The following is an 18,037-nucleotide window of genomic DNA, read 5'->3' as shown; positions in this document are numbered from 1 at the left end:
TCAAGCCGGTGTCGAACTCGAGGTGCTGACCAGCCGCACCAAATTCCATCATCAGTACAGTTTTCGCCGCTCAGGGCGAGCAGGCTTCTTGTGGCCGAGCTCGACGCCCGTGGAGAGACCGGCTTGCGCACGGCGCTTCTTGTCGGCCCGCTGGAGGAACATCGTGATGACGACCATCGCGACCTCGAGCAGGACGGAAAGCAGCGCGAGCCAGCCGATGTCGGCCGTGATCGCGATGGCGATGACGAAGGCGTTGATCACGATGAGCGGCATCATGAGCAGGGCCGCCCGGTTGCGCCGGAAATTCGACTCGGAGGCGTCCATCATGTTCTCCTCCAACGCCTGGCGGGGACGCAGGAGGATCTGCAGCGGCCACAGGACCACGACGAAGAACGCCAGGGCGAGCAGTAGTCCGGCGACATAACCCAGGATGCCGAACATGAACGACGGGAACGGCGGGCCGTCCTCGGCGAACCAGTAGTGGTACGGGTCCCGGGCCTGCGCGGCGGCGACGGCGCCCGAGACGCGCATGACGATCTCGGTGACGACCATGGCGACAATGGCACCGAGCGCACCGAAGAGCGGGAAGATGAACCAGCGCGACTTCACCGTCGACATCGAAAGGTCATGGTCCCGGCGCCAAGCCAGCTCGAGCGTCGGGAACGCGCCCGCCAAGGCGGGGCCCGCGAACATCAACCAGGCGATCGGATTCTCGCCCTCCGTGTCGCCCACCGCGACGGCAAGCCCCCAGGCGCTGGCGATCGTACCGAGCACAGCGACGATTCTCGCTGGGACACTGTAATTCTCTGCGATCCATGCTCGAATGGTCTTCGGTTGACCGGTACGAGGTTTATAGGTGGACATCGGCCGATCGTATCAACGCGTGTCCACCACTCATCGTGTCGCGGAACGAACCGCAGATCGACACTGCTTCGGTTCTGGCACAACGTCATTCGATCGGTTCTTGGCATTGGATCTCGATTTGGTCGTACAGACGCAGCCCTGGCGTTCGCCGCCATGGGCTCCCGTTTTCACCGAGACTAGGTCGACGCTATCGAAAGTCCAAGGGGGATGAGTGCGGCCCCCGGCGGTGGTTTCGCCGGGGCCGCTGCAGCGCTATTCGACGGGGCTAGGACTCGGTGTCCTCCTCGGGCTCGTCGAGGAGGCCTTTGGCGATGACGGCCCGGAACTGGTCGGGGAAGACCGCGGCCCGGCGGCGCGCGGTCCTAACGGTTCAACGGGGTCTCATCCACCACGGCTTCGAAGTTGAAGGTGCCGGCCTCGACGTCGATGCTGGTGACCGTGATGGTGATGGCGTACTCCGCGTCTGTTGAGACGTCGATCAGCACGCAGGAGTGGATCGCACCCTCATACAGGGTCCTCGTGGCGGCGTCGCCGCAGTCGATGTCGTTGCCCTCCCCCCATTCGGCCGCCACCGCGTCCGCGACCGCCGCGGCGAAGTCTGGGGCGGGAACCACGATGCTGTTCGCGTCGGCGGCCGGTGCCGAGGTTTCGGCCTCGGCGGGATCAGAGGTCGGGGCCTCGCTGGGGGCGTTGTTGGGCTCGGAGGCCACTTCCACGCTGATCTCGTAGTCCCTGCCTTCGACGCTGGTGAAGGTGATGGTGGCGTCGTATTCGGCGCCGGTCTCAGTGGAGGTCGCCACGCAGTCGACCTCCTTGCCTTCACTGACGATGATCGAGTCGTCGTCGCCGCAGTCGAGGTCGGGACGCGATCCGGTCTGCTCCTCCAGGGCGTCCGCGGCCAGGTCGGCGAGTTCTCCGCCGGAAACCGTGGGTCCGGCTTCGGCAGTGCACGCCGCGAGTCCGACGAGGGCGAGGACAAAGGGCAGGGCCGCTAGTTTTCGGCTGGGCACAATGGGGCCTTTCATTCGCTGGGTGAGGATTGCAGTCTTCTGGCGTGCTTGACGCCTTCCGGAGAAACGGCGAGCCCGGCGAGCGTCCTGCTTGCGGCGGTACCTCGCCTCGGCCTGCCGGCCGTAAGCGATGCCGACTTGATCCGACAACTAGGCAATTTTTCCAGCGGGTTGAATGACATACAAGGCGGGACACCGGCGGGACTCCGGCAGGAAAGGATGCCGCTGGCGGCAGCATCGCACGTCAGCGCCCCGTTCAAGCCACTGCCAGCGCGCCTTCGTCGAGGTGCGCGACCACGACCAGCGAGCGGCGGCCCCACCTGGTCCGGGTCGCAGTCCAGCCGCCAGCCCCTGCCCTCCGTGTCCAGATGCGCACGGTCCGAATCGCGAAAAGCCTTGGCGCACTGGCAAGCCCCGGACTTGCGCGACGCGATCCAGCTGCGTCCACAATAGATTCTCGCGGACCCGTCATGGCTCCAGGTCGGCCACGCCCTTGCCGCTGGCGACGTCGAACGGCACGGAGACCTGGTCGTGGACGATGCGCCAGTCGCCGTCGGTCTGCTCGAGGCAGAAGGTGGCGCGGACCCACATGCCGCTCGTCGCCGTGCCGTTCACCAGGGTGCCGCTGAGTCTGCCGAAGCCGTGGGCGAACGCCACGTCCTCGCCGGCGGTGACCCGCAGGTCGCGGATCTCGTAGTCCAGGTCCTTGAAGACGGTGAAGACCTTCTCCCAGTTCTGCAGTTTCGCGGGGAGGCCGACGTGTTGCAGGGGCGGCTCGACGTCGAAGGAGACGACGTCCGGCGCGTAGATCGCTGCCAGGCGGTCGAGGTCCTTGGCGCGGAGTGCCTCGACTATCGCATCGATCTTCCCGGCGATCGCGGCTGCATTCGGTGCGTTCATGGTTGTGACTGCTTTCGTAGTTCTCGCCGCGGGTTCCGCGGATGGTCGTCGGGATTTCGATCGCAGCGCGCGGGTCGCGCTGCAGTCGCATTTGTCGGCTGTTGAACGGTGATGCGCTTGCCGAGGTTGATAAAGCACAGGGCCAGGCCCGCGGTGATGTGCCCCGGCCCTGTGCTGCCGGCTATCGCCTCGCCGCCGGGGCGGCCGGCCACTCAGCCCTGCGCGGCGGTGGAGAGGTCCTGCCACTCGTCCCAGTTTTTGCGGCGGTTGTCGTAGGCCTGCTGGATCATCGGGTAGAAGCCGGTGCCGAACAGGATCCGCACGGGCGGGTCGTCGTGGTCGGCGAGCTCGAGGAGGACCCGGGCGGCGGCGGCCGGGTCGCCGGCGGGCTGCTTGCCCGCGAACCCGGCCAGGCGTTCGCGAAGGCCGTCATAGACCGGGAGCTTCTCGGCCATGAAGCCGTTGTTGAGCGGGTCGGGGTTCTCGCCCTTGCGGGTGGCGAATCCGCCGGGCTCGATGATGGTGACCTTGACGCCGAACTCGGCGACCTCTCCGGCGAGGGCCTCGTTCAGACCCTCCAAGGCCCATTTCGAGGCGCTGTAGGCACCGCCGAGCGGGACCGCGATGAGCCCGGCGGCGGAGGAGAGCTGGAAGATGCGCCCTCCGCGCTGCTCCCGCAGGTGCGGGAGAACGGCTTGGACGACCCAGACGGCGCCGAAGAGGTTGGTCTCCATCTGGTTTCGCAGTTCGGCTTCAGTGAGTTCCTCGACGGCGCCGATCTGGGCGTAGCCGGCGTTGTTGACGACGACGTCAATCCGTCCGAAGTGGCCGATGGTGTGTTCGACCGCCGCGAACACCGCGGACCGGTCGGTCACGTCCATGACGAGCGGCAGGACAGCGTCACCGTAGGTCGCGACGAGGTCGTCGAAGCCGACGGTGCTTCGTGCCGTGGCGGCGACCTTGTCGCCGCGAGACAGGGCGGCCTCCACGAACTGGCGGCCCAGGCCGCGGGAGGAACCGGTGATGAACCAGACCTTGCTCATGTCTGTGTTCCCTTCTGCATCAGTGGGTATCGGGCTGTTCGCAACTTGAACCGGACAGGCCCCGGATTCCTGACGGCTCGCTGACGTGAAGCACCTCACATGAGAAGCGCAACGGGGAAGTCGGACGTCCGCTGCGCCAGCGGCGGTGGAGAGCGCCGGTGCAGCGGAGTGCTCGGGATTCGGTGGTCATCCGTTGCGCTCGTCGATCAGGGAGTGGGGTGTCCGGTCGCCAACCGGGGCGCCGCCGGCCCCTGGAGGACCCGGGCCACAGCAGCACCCGCATGCGGGGGAACGTCTCGGCGGCTCGAGTTCCCATCGGACGACGATGCGCGCCACGGCCTGAGAGCAAGGCGCTTTCTTCCATGACGTGCTGTTCCGGCTTGATGGCGGATGATCAGCGGGAAGGCTGAGGTCGAACCTCAGGTCAGATCGGGTACTGGGGGAGTGCCGCGATCACGCGGGCCATGTCGGCTTTGCGGCCCGGCCAGGTCTTCACCGCTTTCTGGTCGCCGTTGGGGAGGGCACGGACCAGGTCGCGGCCGTTGAAGTACACGCGTTCGCCGACCGGTCCGCCGTAGACGCGGTCCTTGACGCCGAAGACGTCGAGCATGCGGAGTTCGTTGTTCGCGGGGTCGTAGGCGAGGTACGGCTTCACGAATTCGAGGGCGCCGAGGACGATTTGGAAGGCCCCCAGGAACAGGAACCCTATCCCGCCCACGTTGTCCAGGACGAACGTCAGGGTGGCGCCCCCGGCCATCATGAGCAGGGCGCATCCGACCACGATCAAGGGGAAGACCGGGCGCCGTCTTACCGCGATCCGGGACTGCTGGGGGCCGGGATGCATCTCGGTTCCATTCGATGCTGTGGGGTGGAGTGAATGCGGGCCGAGAGTACTACGCCCAGGCCCGTCGAGAAGTCGGGTTCGCGGTCGCGCCTTGCAGCGCGGAGGAGGCTGGTGAAGTCGGTCGGCTCCACCGCCCAAGGTCTTCCTGCCGGTCTCCCGCCGGTCTTCCGCCTCGAATATCGCGCTCCTTGTTGGCAGAATGGCCCAAGCGGCGGGCCAGCAGCGCGAGCATCTTTGCCGCAGAATGACACTGCCTTGACCCGTTGGAGACCCGTGACCTACCCGCCGCCCCCGTTCATGCCGGAACGCGCACCCAAGACGACCACTGCGGCCGTGGTGCTCCTGTGGGTCATGCTCGGCATCGGCGCCTGCGGCAGCCTCTCCTTCCCGGTATTCGGCTACCTGGTGGAGGCGTGGACCGACGACGGCCTGCAGCCCGGGCTCGGCACCGCGATCGGCGTGATCGCAGCGGCATTGATCCTCTGGAGTGCGCTGCGGGGCGTGTTCGCCGTCAGGATCAAGCGCCGCCGCCGCAGCGCGAGGATCGGCGCCATCGTCCTCGAAGCGACCGGCCTGGCCTTCACGGTGCTGGCATGGTTCTGGACCACCGCGCTCATCGGCCCAGTCACCAGGACCGTCGCCACCGACTCCGGCATGGAGACGACGACGTCGAACGGGCTGGATCCCACCAGCCTCATGGTCAGCCTTCCCGGGATCGTCCCCTCGATCCTCATCACCGTCTTCCTGTCCCAACAGGACTCAAAACGATGGTGCGATCGATAAGGTCCAGCCGACCGATTGCACCCCTTCTCAATCCGGAGTGGACATGTCCCTTTCAACGGCGGACGCATCAGTCCTGGAAGTCTGGTCACGCGGGGTAGCGCTCCTGGGCAGAGGCGATCTCGTGCGTGCGTCGGACTGCTTCGAGCACGTCCTCGAATACGATCCCCGCGCCGCGGACGCCTGGCTCGGCGTCCACGCCTGCGGGCAGGAGCAACTGGACGAAGCGGTGCTCGGCATGCTCGAACACCGGGCCAGCCTGGGCAGGTTGCGAAATGCCACGGGACTCACCCTCAAGTCGTCCTTCAAGATCGGGATGTTCGTCAGCCACCCCCTCAGCAATGCCTACGACGCCTGGCTGGCGTACGTGGCCGGGCTGATCGACTCCGGAAAGCTCGAACGCGCCGTCGAAGCGCTGGCCACTGCCGACAGCCAGGACCACGACCGAGACGACAGGGTCAGGTTGCTGCGGACCCGCTGCTCCTTCGAGAAAGGCGAGTGGGAAGACGTGCTCAGCGAGCCGCACGGCATCAAGGACGCATCACTCAACGACGAGGCCCAGTTCTACGTCGCCGCGTCCCTTGTGCAGCTCAAGACGCATCATGAGGCACTGAACGCCACCAAGGACCTGCCGACGGCCATCAGCAATCCCGTCTACGACGCCCACGTCTTCTTCATCCGGGGCGCGGCGCTGGAAGCCCTGGGGGAGGATGACCAGGCGACCCGTGCATTCCAGCGCGCCTACCGGCTCGCCCCCGACCACGAAGTGTTCGCCGAGCGCGCCAAGGCCGCTCGCCCGGCCGGGACGACGCAGTCGACCGCCAGGTCGCCGCTGAGGACGCTCTCCGGAAACAAGCAGGGGGAGGACGACCGCGCGAAACAGCTCGCCGACGCCGGACGGAAACTGGACGCCATGATCGGACTCCAACCGGTCAAGGACCAGATCAACATCCTCAAAGCCCAGTTCCGCATGGCGGCCCTGAAGCAGCAACGCGGACTGCAGCACTCGAGTCGGCCGCAGCACTTCGTGTTCACCGGACCTCCCGGAACCGGGAAGACCACGGTCGCCCGCATCATGGGCGAGATCCTCGCAGGGTTGGGTCTGCTCGAGCACGGCAGAGTCGTGGAGACCCAGCGCGGCGACCTCGTGGGCCAGTACCTGGGGTCCACCGCGCTGAAGACCCGCGAGACGATCGAGGAGGCCACCGGCGGCGTCCTGTTCATCGACGAGGCGTACTCGCTGGCCAACCAGGGCTACGACGGCGACGCTGACGCCTTCGGTGATGAGGCGATGCAGGAAATCCTGACGGCGGCCGAGAACCGGAGAGACCGACTCGTCATCGTCCTGGCCGGCTACACCGACGAGATCCTCGAACTGCTTGCCACCAACCCGGGTCTGAAATCGCGCTTCTCCACAGTGATCGAGTTCCCGTCGTACTCGGCCGAAGAACTCACCGCCATCGGCACCTCGATCCTGACCGCCGCAGGCGAGACGCTCTCGGCCGACGCCGAGCGTGCTCTGCATGCCGAATGCGCGACCGCCGTGAACTCGGGGCAGATCGACGCGCTCGGCAACGGCCGGTTCGCCCGCGAGCTCTGCCATAAAGCCACCGCTCAGCGCGACCTCCGGCTCCTTGGCGACTACGGCGACACAGGCACACCGAGCACAGCGGAGATGACCACGATCGAGGCCCTCGACATCGCCAAGGCCTACAAGGAACTCGTCACCTGACTCCAAGCCCTCGCCGCTGAAACCGAACTGCAGGGAACGGGCCTATTTGGTCGAGGCGGGGTCGCTGTCGCCGATGTGGCCGGGGGCGTTGGCGGCCAGGACCCGTTGGACGAAGGCGCAGTACTCCTCCATGTAGTGGCGCAGGAATTTGGCGGTGCTCTCGTTCGTCACCGACCCGTTCTCGCCGAAGTCTTCTGGCGTGTAGGTGATGTACGCCTCGGGGGCGTTGAGCTGGGGCGCGTCGAGGAAGCTCAGCACACTGCGCATCGACGACTGCATCACCGCCGTTCCGACGCCGCCCGGCGAGGCGCCGATGATGCCGGTGGGTTTGCGGGCGAAGGAGTTCTGACCCCACGGACGCGAGCCCCAGTCGATGGCGTTCTTCAGCGCCCCGGGGATCGACCGGTTGTACTCCGGGGAGACGAACAGCAGTCCGTCCGAGGACTCGATGCCCTCCTTGAACTGCCTGCCCTCCGGTGGGAAGTCGGCGTCGTAGTCCCAGCTGTAGAGCGGAAGATTGCCGATGGGGATCTCGGTGAACTCGAGGTCGTCGGGCGCCGAAGCGATGAGCGCCTTCGACAGCGTGCGGTTGATCGAGCCCGTGGCGAGGCTGCCGACGAGGTAGCCGATCTGGTAGGTCATGGTGTCTCCGGTACTTCGATCCGGGCGTCGACGGGCCCGTCGACGCCGAGATCGATTGTCGTGGAGAACCGCTGCGATTACCGGCGGTTGGTGAAAGTGCCGGTCAATCGCAGTTCGCTGACGATGGCAGACCTACCCTTGGCGGCGATGCGCCCGGGTACTTCGAGACCAGCGGAAAGCGGCATGAATCGCGCCGGAGCCCGCCTCAAACAGCACCGCGCTGGCGCGACCCGATACAGACTCGCCGTCGGCTACGACGCCACGTCCATGCCGCCATCGTCAGCTACTGGCTCCGCGACATCTAGCGGCCGATCTGATCCAGTTCGGCGAGATCCTCGCTGGAAAGCGCGAGCCCTGCCCCGGCGGCGTTCTGCCGCAAGTGCGCGACCGACGAGGTGCCCGGGATCAAGAGGATGTTCGCCGATCGCTGCAGCAGCCAGGCCAGCGCGACCGCCATGGGCGTGGCTTCCAGGCGGGCCGCCACCGCGGAGAGCGCTGACGACTGGAGCGGGCTGAAACCGCCCAGAGGGAAGAACGGCACATAGGCGATGCCTTGCGCCGCAAGCCTGTCGATCAGGTCGTCGTCGTAGCGGTGCGCGAGGTTGTACATGTTCTGCACGCACACGATCGGCGCGATCGCCTGCGCCTCGGCCACCTGCTGCGCCGTCGCGTTGCTCACCCCGAGATGGCGGATGAGGCCCTCGCGTTGGAGCTCGACGAGCGTCCCGAAGGCTTCGGCCAGCGGCTCGGGTTGCGGTCCTGTGGCATCGCCGAGGCGGAGGTTCACCACGTCGAGCGCGTCCACGCCGAGCGATTCGAGGTTGTCCCGCACGGCGCGACGCAGGTCCTCAGGGCGCCGAGCCGGTGGCCACGCGCCCTGTGCGTCGCGGGTCGCGCCCACTTTTGTGACGATGCGGAGCGCGTCGGGGTAGGGGTGCAGGGCCTTGTGGATCAGCTGGTTGGTGATCCGGGGCCCGTAGGCGTCGCTGGTGTCGATGTGGGTGATGCCCAACTCGACGGCCTCGCGGAGCACGGCGAGCGCCTCGTCCTGGTCGGCGGGCGGACCCATCACGCCCGGTCCTGCCAGCTGCATCGCGCCGTAGCCGAAGCGGGTCACCGGCAGGTCTCCCAGGTTCCAGGTGCCGCCGGGAAGGGGGGTTGAAGCGGTGTTCATTCGCGCTGCCTCTCATCGTTCGATCGTGGTGGCGCCCCGTGGCGCCCTGCACCAGTATCGGGAGGTAGCTTTCTCTTGGGAAGTAGGCACCTTGAAGTGCGTAAGTCACCTGGAGCGAGGAGTGGGCGATGGCGACGAAGACCGCGGCGCAGCGGCGGGCTGAGGAGAAGGCGCAATACGACGCGTTCTTGGCCGTCTGTCCCAGCCGGCAGCTGCTCGACCGCGTCTCCGACAAGTGGGTCACGTTGATCCTGTGCGCGCTCGGCGGCGACGGCCCACCGCGCAGCGAGACGGAGGAGCCCGGCCGGCCGCGGCCGATGCGCTTCTCGGAGCTGGCTCGCATGATCGTCGGCGTCAGCCAGAAGATGCTGACCCAGACGCTGCGGTCACTGGAACGCGACGGGCTCCTCACCCGCACGGTGACCCCGACCGTGCCGGTCACGGTCACCTACGAGCTGACCGAACTCGGGCTTTCCTTGCACCGCATGACACGTGGCCTCCGCGCCTGGGCTGAGGCGCACATGGACGAGGTCCTCGCGCATCGCTCGGCGCACGAAATGCCCGACAGCTGAGTAGCGGCCTCGCGCGGCGGGAGTGACGACGGCATGGCCAGGTCCGAGCACCGACCGACCTGAACGACCCCGATGTCCAGCCCCGCATCCGGACCGTGAGCGGCAGCGGCCCGCCGATTTCGACCGGTTTTTGCCGGACCCCATGGGGGCCTTCGCATCGATACGATCGAAACCATGCCCCAGGCGATCGAGCAGTTGAACAAGGAACTGGCTGAAGCGCGAGAGCTGCTGCACCGCAAACGGCACCATGAGCAGGTGCTGGTCCGGACCGAGCAGCAGGTGGCGTCCGCCGAAGCGGCGCTGCGGCTCGCCGAAGAGCGAGCGGCCGTCGAGCAGAAAGATGTCGACCAGCTGGAGCGAGTGTCGTTCAAAGCATTGTGGGCCATGGTGATCGGCTCCCGGGAGGAGCGGCTCGACATCGAGCGGGCGGAGGCGGCGGCCGCGCAGATTCGAGTGCAGCAGGAGCGAGCCCGAGTCCGCTTGCTGGTCCAGGACCGAGCGTCGCTCGAGACCGCCGGAGCCGAATTCGAGACCGCGGAGGAGCGGTTCCGCGAACTGCTGGCGGAAAAGGAACGGACCGTGGTCATGCTGGGTCTGCCCGCAGGCGGTGAGCTGGAGGAGATCGCGGACCAGGCGGCTGACGTGCGCGCCGAGCGGCGCGAACTCAAGGAGGCGTGCGATGCCGGCCTGCAGGCGCTGGGATGGATCGACGAGATCGGGCGCCTGCTCGGCAGCGCCCGCACCGCCTCCGGCTGGGACCTGGTCGGCGGCGGCGAGTTGGTCAGCCAGTTCAAGTACGACAAACTCGACTCGGCGGGCCGCGCCGTGGCCTACGCGCAGTGGGCGCTCGACGCGTTCAGCCGCCAGCTGGTCGACGTCGGCATCGAGCAGCACTACCGCGCCCCCGCGATCCCGAACAACTGGCTGACCGATGTGCTGTTCGACAACATTTTCACTGACGCGGTGCGCAACGGGCAGATCCGCGATGCCACCGAGCATTTCAGGGCGATTCGAGGTGCGGTCCACACGACGATCCAGTCGCTGCGGAAACGGGACGCGGAGGCCGAGCGCAGTCTTGCCCGGATGCAGACCCGCAGGGAAGCGCTGCTCGTAGAGAGCTGACGCGTTCGGCGCACGCCTCCGCCAGGGGTGCCGAGGTGGCTGCGGAGCCACGAAACCGCCTCCAACGGAGGCCTGGATTTCATTGATCGGGGCTTGAGGACGGCCCGGCGAGGAACACGTTCCTCGCCGGGCCGCGCTTTGGAACTGCCACGGGTTCGACGCCCGCTAACTCCACCTCGGGACCGGGCGTTGAGCGACACGGACCCGGGTCGGCGGAGTCCGTGTCGCTCAGGTCAGCGGATGAGTTGCCACTGTTGGTTGGTGCCGTTCCAGTCGCTGTACTGGACGACGGTGGCGCCGTCGTCGGTGGCGGCGTTCTGGACTTCGATCGCCTTGTTGCTGTTGCGGTTGATCAGGCGCGTGTAGCCGCTGCCGGAGTCGGCCAGGCGGAACTGCTGGTTGGCGCCGTTGTGGTCGGTCCACTGGTGGATCGCGGCGCCGTCGGCGGTGGACCAGCTGGACACGTCGAGGACCTTGCCCGAGTGGCGGGCTTTGATCCGGTAGTAGCCGCCGCCGGCGTCCACGAACTGGAATTGCTGGTTGGCCGCGTTCGTACGGCTCCACTGATGCAGCTGGGCGCCGTCGGCGGTGGAAACACCGCTGACGTCCAGGACCTTGCCACTGCCGCGATTCACCAGCACATACCAGGCGGTGGGGTCCGGCCCCTTCAGTGTTTTCAGCGTTCCGAGGTGAGCGAGCTGATAGCTGAGCGCTCGCTCGGGGGCGTCGATCTGGTTCTGCGTGCCGACCGCACCTGTTGCCACTGTTCGCGCTTCGGCGAGCGCGGTGAGCATCGCCGCCCACGCTTCGGCGGGATAGTCGCCCGAGTCCAGCGATTCGGCGTAGGCGATCGCTGCTTCCAGATCGCCTTTGTCGAGCGGCTGGTTCTGCGAGGTGAGAGTGTCGCTCAGCAGGAAGTGGTCGAAGTCGGCGTGGCCGCCGGTCTGCTGGGTCGCGTAGTTGAACAGTGCGACCCGGTGCCCCATGAAGTGGATCGTTCCGCCGAACTCGAGCGGTCCGACGGCGTTGCCGAGCCGGGTCCAATCGATCCCGTCCAGACTGTAATAGAAGGTGGTGAAGAGCTGCCCCTCGTTCCGGGTGAAGTCAAGGTCCGCCTTGAGGTGCACCTCCGTGGCGTCCCCGAGTTCCGCAGTGGCTCCGGGCAGGAAACGCTCGACCGCCGCCTGGTCGACCGGGGCAGGGAAGGGCCGGCCGCGATGGACGACTCCCACCGTGTTCACCCCGTTCACGCGCTGGACCGCGATGTACGAGAAGTCCTGGCCGAACGCCGCGAGACCGGCGACGTCGCCGTCGTTCATGGCTGAGAAGTCGAGCTTCGTCTCGGCCGACTGCCGAGGTCCGAAGGAGCGCTGCGAGAGCGTGTTGCGCGCTTCCTCGAGCCAGGTGAGCTCGCCACCGGAGTCGCGGTGCGTGTACGCACCGGTCACGACCTTGCCGGCCGTCAACCGCAACCACCCCTCGCGGTCGGTGAGCGACCAGTACCGGTTGTCGGGCGTGTGGTTCCACTCCCAGGCCAGGTCGAGGTTCGATCCGTTCGGGGCGATCTCATCGGGATGCGGCAGCTCGACGACGGAGCGCCGTCCGACGAGTGACACGTCGTCGACCTTGTAGTCCATGAGGTGCGTGTCAGGGTCTGTCGACGGATCGCTCACCCAGGGCGTCTCGATGAAGATGCGGACATCGGAGAGGGCCTGCGTCGCAGGAATCGTGAACGACCCGGACACCTTGCCCCAGCTCCCGCGGGTCACGGCCGTAGCGGGGGTGAGGTTCGTGTAGGTCGTGCTGCCGCCGCCGTACCGGGCAGTGATGAGGAACTGCTTGGTCGCCGGGCTCGCAGGGTTGTCGTACTTGACCCATGCCGAGACGTCGTACGTGACGCTGTGCTGCACCTTGCCGGTGACGTCCTGCGCCGGCCCCGATCCCGTGGTGCTCCTCCCGGTGACCGCGAGAGCCGTCGAGCCGGCGTGCGCGTCCGTCGTCGCCGAGAGCGTCGCGCCGTCGTTGGCGATCCAGCCCTCGGTGTTCCCCGACTCGACGCCGGGATTGCCGAAGAGTTCGACTCCGACCAGCGTCTCGTCGATGTCGGGCGGTGTCGGCAGCGTCCACTGCTCGTCCTGGTAGGGACGGTGCGGTGCATCGTTGTCGAAGTCGTCGGACACGACGACGCTCTTGAGCCGCTCGAAGCGCTCCTGCTCGGGGGTGAGCATGATCGGCTTCTCGAAGACGCCGTCGACCGGCACGACGCCGTTGTCGCCGAAGGTCGGCCACCCGTCGCTCCAGGTCGCCGGGATCAGCGCCGGAATGCGACCGACCGGATACGAGTCGCGGAAGAAGAAGCCGTACCAGTCGTCGTCGCCCGCGTCGTTCGCGATGGGCACGAGGCTGCCCTGGGCGAATCCGTTCGAGTTGAGCGCTCCATAGGACTCGTAGGGCGCAGCGGTGTCCGCGAGACGCCCGAGCAGTTCGGTCGAGCGGAACATGACGACCTGCCGACCGTCGCCGGGCCAGGTGATCATCACGACGTAGTAGTAACCGTCGATGAAGGACACCTGGGCGCCCTCGAAGATCGTATCGGTGCCGATGTACGGCTTGTCCGCGTAGTCGCTGCGCCGGATGACGTCCGGATAGTCCTGCTCGACCGCCGTCAGCGTCGAGTTCAGTCGAACCACGCTGGCGCCGCCGCCACCATAGAAGATGTACGGCGTTCCGCCGTTGGCGTCGTCGAAGAAGAGCGACGGGTCGTGGAACCCTCGACCGAACGCCGTCTTCGTCCACGCTCCGTTCTCGATGTCGTCGGTGCGGTAGAGGAAGGCGCCGCCGAGGTTGAGCGAATTGATGAGCACGTAGAAGGTGCCTTCGTGGAAGCGGATCGACGACGCCCACTGCCCCTGGCCGTAGGAGTTCGAGGCGTTCCGCAAGGACGCGGCGTCACTGATGTCGAGGCGGTCGAACGCGTAGTTCACGATCTCCCAGTTGACGAGGTCGTACGACTTCATGATCGGCGCGCCCGGGCTGAGATGCATCGTCGTGCTGACCATGTAGTAGATGTCGCGCCCTTCGCCGTTCTGCGACGCGGGGACGCGCTCGACACTGACATCCGGCACGTCGGAGTTCAGCATGGGAACCGTGTAGGAGCCGTCGCCTTTGTCCGTCGTCGTATACGACGAATCGGGATTCCATGCTTCGGCGGCCTGGGCGGCGCCCGTCGTCGCGAACACGCTGACACTCATCTGCTGGGCTTGGGCTGCGGTGAAAGGGTCGAGTGCGGTCGCGGCGGCGGCCCCGGCGAACACGCCGGCTCCGCCGATGAGCATTCGCCTGCGGCTCTTGGGGATTTCCATCCAGGCCATAGTGGTCTTGCCTTTCAAGTAGAGCTGGTTTCGGGTCGTTCGGACGATCGGGACACTCAGTGGCTCGGGTTCGGCTACGGGCGGGCTCGGTCTCGCACCGAGCCCGCCCGCTGCCTCAGGAACACCCGAGCCGGACCTGCGTCGTGCCGCTAGCGCTGCAGGGTCAGCACACCCGGCCGGTAGGGCAGGCGGCCGTAGTCCATGCCGTCAGAGCTGGGGTCGCGCCCCTGGTAGAGGAACTGCAGATTGCAGGGGTCGATGGTCTTGGTCTGGTCGGGGTTGGTGCGCACCAGATCGCCGTGGCTGATGTCGTTGGTCCAGGTGACGCCAGTGTTGGCCTTGCCGGCGAACGGGCTGCTCTGGGTCTCGGCCCCGGGCTGCGGTGTCCACGTGCCGTCGAGGCTGGTGGCCGTGAACGAGCGGAAGAAGCGACCGTTCGACCCCATGGCCTCGACGATCATGAGGTACTGGTTCTGCCCCTGGACCTTGTAGACCTCGACCGCCTCGAACAGGTTCTCTCTCGTGTCGGTCATGATCCTGGTGTAGTTCGAGCCGAAGCTGCTCGGGAAGTCCCCGAGGGGCATGCTGGACCGGTAGATGTTGCCTTCGTCGTCTGCGAAGAACATGTACATGTTCTTGTCGTCGGCGATGAGGGTCTGGTCGATGGGGGCCCCGACGGGAAGGGTCGCGGTGAAGAGCTCCTGGTGCGGGCCCCAGCCGTTGGGGTCGGTGGGGTCGCTCGACGTGCGGTAGGAGAAGCTGTACGGCCAGCCCCACTGGTAGGCGAGCACCCAGGTGTTCTTCGGGGCGAGGTAGAGCAGCGTCGGCGCGATGGCGTTGAAGGGCAGCTTGGTCTGGGTGGCGGTGGCCATGTCGGACCAGTTCGTGAAGGGGCTGAAGACCGTCGAGGCCCAGCTGCCGTCGGGAGGCGCAGCCGAATTGTGCGTGGTCCCGTAGACGAGGTACTGGCCGTTGTGGCGGACCGCGGTGAAGTCCTTGAGGGCGACCTCCCCGTTCTGCGGTTGCGCCAGCGGGCCGGTGGAGGTCCAGTTGTACGTCGCCGGAAGCGCGCAGGCGACGCCGCCGCTGTCGACACGGACGAGCTGCCACTGTTGGTTGGTGCCGTTCCAGTCGCTGTACTGGACGACGGTGGCGCCGTCGTCGGTCGCGGCGTTCTGGACCTCGATCGCCTTGTTGCTGTTGCGGTTGATCAGGCGCGTGTAGCCGCTGCCGGAGTCGGCGAGGCGGAACTGCTGGTTGGCGCCGTTGTGGTCGGTCCATTGGTGGATGGCGGCGCCGTCGGCGGTCGACCAGCTGGACACGTCGAGGACCTTGCCCGAGTGGCGGGCTTTGATCCGGTAGTAGCCGCCGCCGGCGTCCACGAACTGGAACTGCTGGTTCGCGGCGTTCGTGCGGGTCCACTGGTGGAGTTGGGCGCCGTCGGCGGTGGACACGCCGCTGACGTCCAGGACCTTGCCACTGCTGCGGTTCACCAGCACGTACCAGGCAGCGGGGTCGGTCGACTGCTGGGCTTGCGCCGCGGTGAACGGGCTGAGCGCGGTCGCGGCGGCGGCCCCGGCGAGCACACCGGCCCCGCCGATGAGCATCCGCCTGCGGCTCTTAGGGGTTTCCATCCAGGCCATGGGTCTCCTTAATCGAGGTTTCGAGTGCGGCCGATGTCATCGGGTGATTCTCAGCGAAGGCGGGCACGAGGAATGGCTGTTATCGCTCACATGCCGCAACCGAGCTCCGAAACATCTGATGATTTTTCCGGCGATTCGAACTATAGAGAGATCTCGATGTGTAGTCAACGGCTCGACGGAAGTTTGTTGCTACACCTAGCGTTAAACTGCCGCGTCGCGTCTCGGACCGGTCGAGCTCGTCATCTTCGGTGACGGCCGGTTACCTTGGCGCCTTCGGGCCCGTCAATCCTTTGACGGAGTTCGAACAGGGAAGGTAACGACATGACCGAATCAGGTACGCCCGAAGCGCTGGCGGGGGCTTTCGAACAGCAGCGCGAGCGCTTGGTGGCGGTCGCCCACCGGATGCTGGGGTCGCGGGCGGATGCCGAGGACGCGGTGCAGGAGGCGTGGATCCGACTGGCGCGACAGGACCAGGCCTCGATCGACAACCTGGCCGGCTGGCTGACCACCGTGGTCGGCCGGGTCTGCCTCGACGTGCTTCGCTCGCGGAAGACCCGGGCCGAGCAGTCATACGAGGATCGGCTGCCCGAGCTGGTCGTGGCCGTGGACGGCGCGCTTTCGCCCGAGGACGACGCGATGCTCGCCGAATCGGTCGGCCTGGCACTGCTGGTCGTGCTCGAGACCCTCACGCCCACTGAGCGGTTGGCGTTCGTCCTGCACGACATGTTCGCGGTGTCGTTCGCCGAGATCGGCGAGATCATCGGCCGGTCGACCGACGCGAGCAAGATGCTCGCCAGTCGGGCCCGGCGGAAGGTGCGGGCCGCTTCGCTGCCTCCCGAGGAGCGGGGCCGGCAGCGCGCCGTGGTCGACGCATTTCTCGCCGCGGCGCGCGACGGTGACTTCGAAGCGCTCGTGCGGCTCATGGACCCTCAGGTGACCTGGAGGACCTTGCACCCGCAGGGCCTGCTGACCACGGTCGGGGCGGCCGAGGTGGCCGGCCCGGTCCTGCGCGGCATGAAGGCGATGACCACGGCACTGCCGGTCATGGTCAACGGCGAGCCCGGATTCGTGGCCTGGGGCGCGAACGGCAAGGTACTCGGCGTTGCGGCGTGCACCGTCGTCGACGGCCGGATCGTGGAGCTGCTGACCGTCAGCGACCGCAAGCGCCTCGACGCCATGGGGCTGCCCGCGCGACCCGACTAGGTCCGCCGCATGGGGCTGTTACGTCTCGGTGAGCTGCTTCGTCGTAGTGGTGCAAGCATCCGAAGACGAAGGAGACCCGAAAATGGAACACCGGATGAACCCCATGGGGAACGAGCTCGGGGCCAAGTGGGCGAAGCACATCATCTCGTCCAACAAGGTCATCGCCGACTCGACGCTGCCGAAGGCGGTGCAGGAGCTGGTGAAGATCCGCGCCAGCCAGATCAACGGCTGCGGCGGCTGCCTTGACCATGCACACCAAGGACGCCGCGGCCGCCGGTGAGAGCGCGGTGCGGGTCAACCTGGTCGGCGCCTGGCGCGAGACGAGCGTCTACACCGAGGCCGAGCGGGCGGCGCTGGAATTGACCGACCAGGGCACCCGCCTGGCCGACTCCAGCGGCGTCACCGACGAGGCGTGGGCGAACGCGGCGAAGCACTTCGACGAGGACCAGCTGATGGCCCTGGTCGCCCTGATCTGCCTGATCAACGCCTTCAACCGGCTGAACGTGATCACCCGGACGCCCGGCGGCGGGTACCAGCCCGGCCAGTACGCCTGACGATTTCCCGTTCAAGCCCGCGGGCGGAACCGCATCCCGGATCCGCCCGCGGGCCCCAGACACGCTGCACAGGAGCAGACTCATGAACCTCGCACTGTGGATCACCGCCGGCCTCATGGCGGCCGTATACCTGCTCTCCGGCTTCGGAAAGCTGTTCGTCCCAAGGGAGAAGATGGCCGCGATGGGCGACGCCTCTCGCTGGGTCCTCGACTTCCAGCCCGGGACGCTCAAGACCATCGGCGTGCTCGAGATCCTCGGCGCCACGGGCCTGATCCTGCCCGCTGTACTCGACATCGCTCCGATCCTCGTCCCAGTGGCGGCGAGCGGCCTGACCCTGATCATGACCGGCGCCGTGATCGTGCGGATCCGCCGCGGCGAAACCAAAGCCGCGCTGGTGGACGGGGCCTACCTCGCCGTGACCGCTTTCGTGGCGATCGGCCGCTTCGCTCTGGAGCCCTTCACCGGCTGACCCGCCGCACATCAGGCGAGCTGTCCCGGGGGGGGGGCGCGGGCGGGGCGGGGGGGGGGGGGGCCCGGCGCGCGGGGGGGGGGGGGGGGCCGGGGGGGGGGGGGGGGCGGGGGG

Annotated in this window: 15 protein-coding genes and 1 pseudogene; 7 read left to right on the top strand and 9 right to left on the bottom strand. The window is 67.2% G+C overall.

The window, feature by feature from the left end:
* Window positions 1-51: 51 nt before the first annotated feature.
* The 5 genes from O2L52_RS07830 to O2L52_RS07810 form a co-directional block, all read right to left on the bottom strand.
* Window positions 52-864 (bottom strand): hypothetical protein, encoded by an 813-nt coding sequence (locus tag O2L52_RS07830; RefSeq protein ID WP_270114806.1) that lies wholly within the window; start codon window positions 862-864, stop codon window positions 52-54.
* 362 nt (window positions 865-1,226) lie between these two features.
* Entirely contained in the window at window positions 1,227-1,874 is a 648-nt protein-coding gene (locus O2L52_RS07825; protein ID WP_270114805.1) for a DUF4333 domain-containing protein, read from the bottom strand.
* A gap of 468 nt (window positions 1,875-2,342) precedes the next feature.
* A complete protein-coding gene (locus tag O2L52_RS07820) occupies window positions 2,343-2,774 on the bottom strand; it encodes a YybH family protein (protein ID WP_270114804.1) in 432 nt (143 codons plus the stop codon).
* Between the two features lie 212 nt (window positions 2,775-2,986).
* The gene (locus O2L52_RS07815) at window positions 2,987-3,817 is read right to left on the bottom strand and encodes an SDR family NAD(P)-dependent oxidoreductase (protein ID WP_270114803.1); all 831 of its coding nucleotides are present in this window, start codon (window positions 3,815-3,817) and stop codon (window positions 2,987-2,989) included.
* 424 nt (window positions 3,818-4,241) lie between these two features.
* On the bottom strand, window positions 4,242-4,661 hold the full coding sequence (locus O2L52_RS07810; protein ID WP_270114802.1) for an SH3 domain-containing protein: 420 nt from the start codon (window positions 4,659-4,661) through the stop codon (window positions 4,242-4,244).
* Window positions 4,662-4,934: 273 nt separating this feature from the next.
* Between O2L52_RS07810 and O2L52_RS07805 the strand changes: the two genes are divergently transcribed.
* On the top strand, window positions 4,935-5,444 hold the full coding sequence (locus O2L52_RS07805; RefSeq protein WP_270114801.1) for a hypothetical protein: 510 nt from the start codon (window positions 4,935-4,937) through the stop codon (window positions 5,442-5,444).
* A gap of 121 nt (window positions 5,445-5,565) precedes the next feature.
* Entirely contained in the window at window positions 5,566-7,173 is a 1,608-nt protein-coding gene (locus O2L52_RS07800) for an AAA family ATPase (protein WP_270114800.1), read from the top strand.
* Window positions 7,174-7,215: 42 nt separating this feature from the next.
* Here O2L52_RS07800 and O2L52_RS07795 read toward each other — a convergent pair whose 3' ends face one another.
* Together O2L52_RS07795 and O2L52_RS07790 are read right to left on the bottom strand one after the other, a co-directional pair.
* Complete coding sequence (locus O2L52_RS07795; protein ID WP_270114799.1) at window positions 7,216-7,815, bottom strand: NADPH-dependent FMN reductase; 600 nt, start codon at window positions 7,813-7,815, stop codon at window positions 7,216-7,218.
* Window positions 7,816-8,116: 301 nt separating this feature from the next.
* Window positions 8,117-8,989, bottom strand: a complete 873-nt coding sequence (locus O2L52_RS07790) for an aldo/keto reductase family oxidoreductase (RefSeq protein WP_270114798.1) — start codon at window positions 8,987-8,989, stop codon at window positions 8,117-8,119.
* Window positions 8,990-9,117: 128 nt separating this feature from the next.
* On the opposite strand from O2L52_RS07790, the gene O2L52_RS07785 reads away from it, so the two are divergent.
* Entirely contained in the window at window positions 9,118-9,561 is a 444-nt protein-coding gene (locus O2L52_RS07785) for a winged helix-turn-helix transcriptional regulator (protein ID WP_270114797.1), read from the top strand.
* 174 nt (window positions 9,562-9,735) lie between these two features.
* Complete coding sequence (locus O2L52_RS07780) at window positions 9,736-10,683, top strand: hypothetical protein (protein ID WP_270114796.1); 948 nt, start codon at window positions 9,736-9,738, stop codon at window positions 10,681-10,683.
* Window positions 10,684-10,916: 233 nt separating this feature from the next.
* Here O2L52_RS07780 and O2L52_RS07775 read toward each other — a convergent pair whose 3' ends face one another.
* Window positions 10,917-14,054: an RICIN domain-containing protein gene (locus O2L52_RS07775; RefSeq protein WP_270114795.1), complete on the bottom strand. Its 3,138-nt coding sequence runs from the start codon at window positions 14,052-14,054 to the stop codon at window positions 10,917-10,919.
* 149 nt (window positions 14,055-14,203) lie between these two features.
* Entirely contained in the window at window positions 14,204-15,688 is a 1,485-nt protein-coding gene (locus O2L52_RS07770) for a non-reducing end alpha-L-arabinofuranosidase family hydrolase (protein ID WP_373897069.1), read from the bottom strand.
* 330 nt (window positions 15,689-16,018) lie between these two features.
* Between O2L52_RS07770 and O2L52_RS07765 the strand changes: the two genes are divergently transcribed.
* The 3 genes and pseudogenes from O2L52_RS07765 (at window position 16,019) to O2L52_RS07750 (ending at window position 17,923) form a co-directional block, all read left to right on the top strand.
* Window positions 16,019-16,900, top strand: coding sequence for a sigma-70 family RNA polymerase sigma factor (locus tag O2L52_RS07765; protein WP_270114793.1), 882 nt, complete (start codon window positions 16,019-16,021; stop codon window positions 16,898-16,900).
* Window positions 16,901-16,982: 82 nt separating this feature from the next.
* Window positions 16,983-17,454: pseudogene (locus O2L52_RS07755) on the top strand (carboxymuconolactone decarboxylase family protein).
* A gap of 82 nt (window positions 17,455-17,536) precedes the next feature.
* A complete protein-coding gene (locus O2L52_RS07750) occupies window positions 17,537-17,923 on the top strand; it encodes a DoxX family protein (protein WP_270114790.1) in 387 nt (128 codons plus the stop codon).
* The last annotated feature ends 114 nt before the right edge of the window (window positions 17,924-18,037 follow it).

The organism is Glycomyces algeriensis (assembly GCF_027622855.1).
Lineage (GTDB): Bacteria > Actinomycetota > Actinomycetes > Mycobacteriales > Micromonosporaceae > Glycomyces > Glycomyces algeriensis.
This window is presented reverse-complemented; position numbering and strand designations above follow the sequence as displayed.

Coding starts and splice junctions, on each gene's coding strand:
- O2L52_RS07830 (WP_270114806.1), bottom strand. CDS start 864: ATGTCCACCTATAAACCTCGTACCGGTCAACCGAAGACCATTCGAGCA.
- O2L52_RS07820 (WP_270114804.1), bottom strand. CDS start 2,774: ATGAACGCACCGAATGCAGCCGCGATCGCCGGGAAGATCGATGCGATA.
- O2L52_RS07815 (WP_270114803.1), bottom strand. CDS start 3,817: ATGAGCAAGGTCTGGTTCATCACCGGTTCCTCCCGCGGCCTGGGCCGC.
- O2L52_RS07810 (WP_270114802.1), bottom strand. CDS start 4,661: ATGCATCCCGGCCCCCAGCAGTCCCGGATCGCGGTAAGACGGCGCCCG.
- O2L52_RS07795 (WP_270114799.1), bottom strand. CDS start 7,815: ATGACCTACCAGATCGGCTACCTCGTCGGCAGCCTCGCCACGGGCTCG.
- O2L52_RS07790 (WP_270114798.1), bottom strand. CDS start 8,989: ATGAACACCGCTTCAACCCCCCTTCCCGGCGGCACCTGGAACCTGGGA.
- O2L52_RS07785 (WP_270114797.1), top strand. CDS start 9,118: ATGGCGACGAAGACCGCGGCGCAGCGGCGGGCTGAGGAGAAGGCGCAA.
- O2L52_RS07780 (WP_270114796.1), top strand. CDS start 9,736: ATGCCCCAGGCGATCGAGCAGTTGAACAAGGAACTGGCTGAAGCGCGA.
- O2L52_RS07775 (WP_270114795.1), bottom strand. CDS start 14,054: ATGGCCTGGATGGAAATCCCCAAGAGCCGCAGGCGAATGCTCATCGGC.
- O2L52_RS07770 (WP_373897069.1), bottom strand. CDS start 15,688: ATGGAAACCCCTAAGAGCCGCAGGCGGATGCTCATCGGCGGGGCCGGT.
- O2L52_RS07765 (WP_270114793.1), top strand. CDS start 16,019: ATGACCGAATCAGGTACGCCCGAAGCGCTGGCGGGGGCTTTCGAACAG.
- O2L52_RS07750 (WP_270114790.1), top strand. CDS start 17,537: ATGAACCTCGCACTGTGGATCACCGCCGGCCTCATGGCGGCCGTATAC.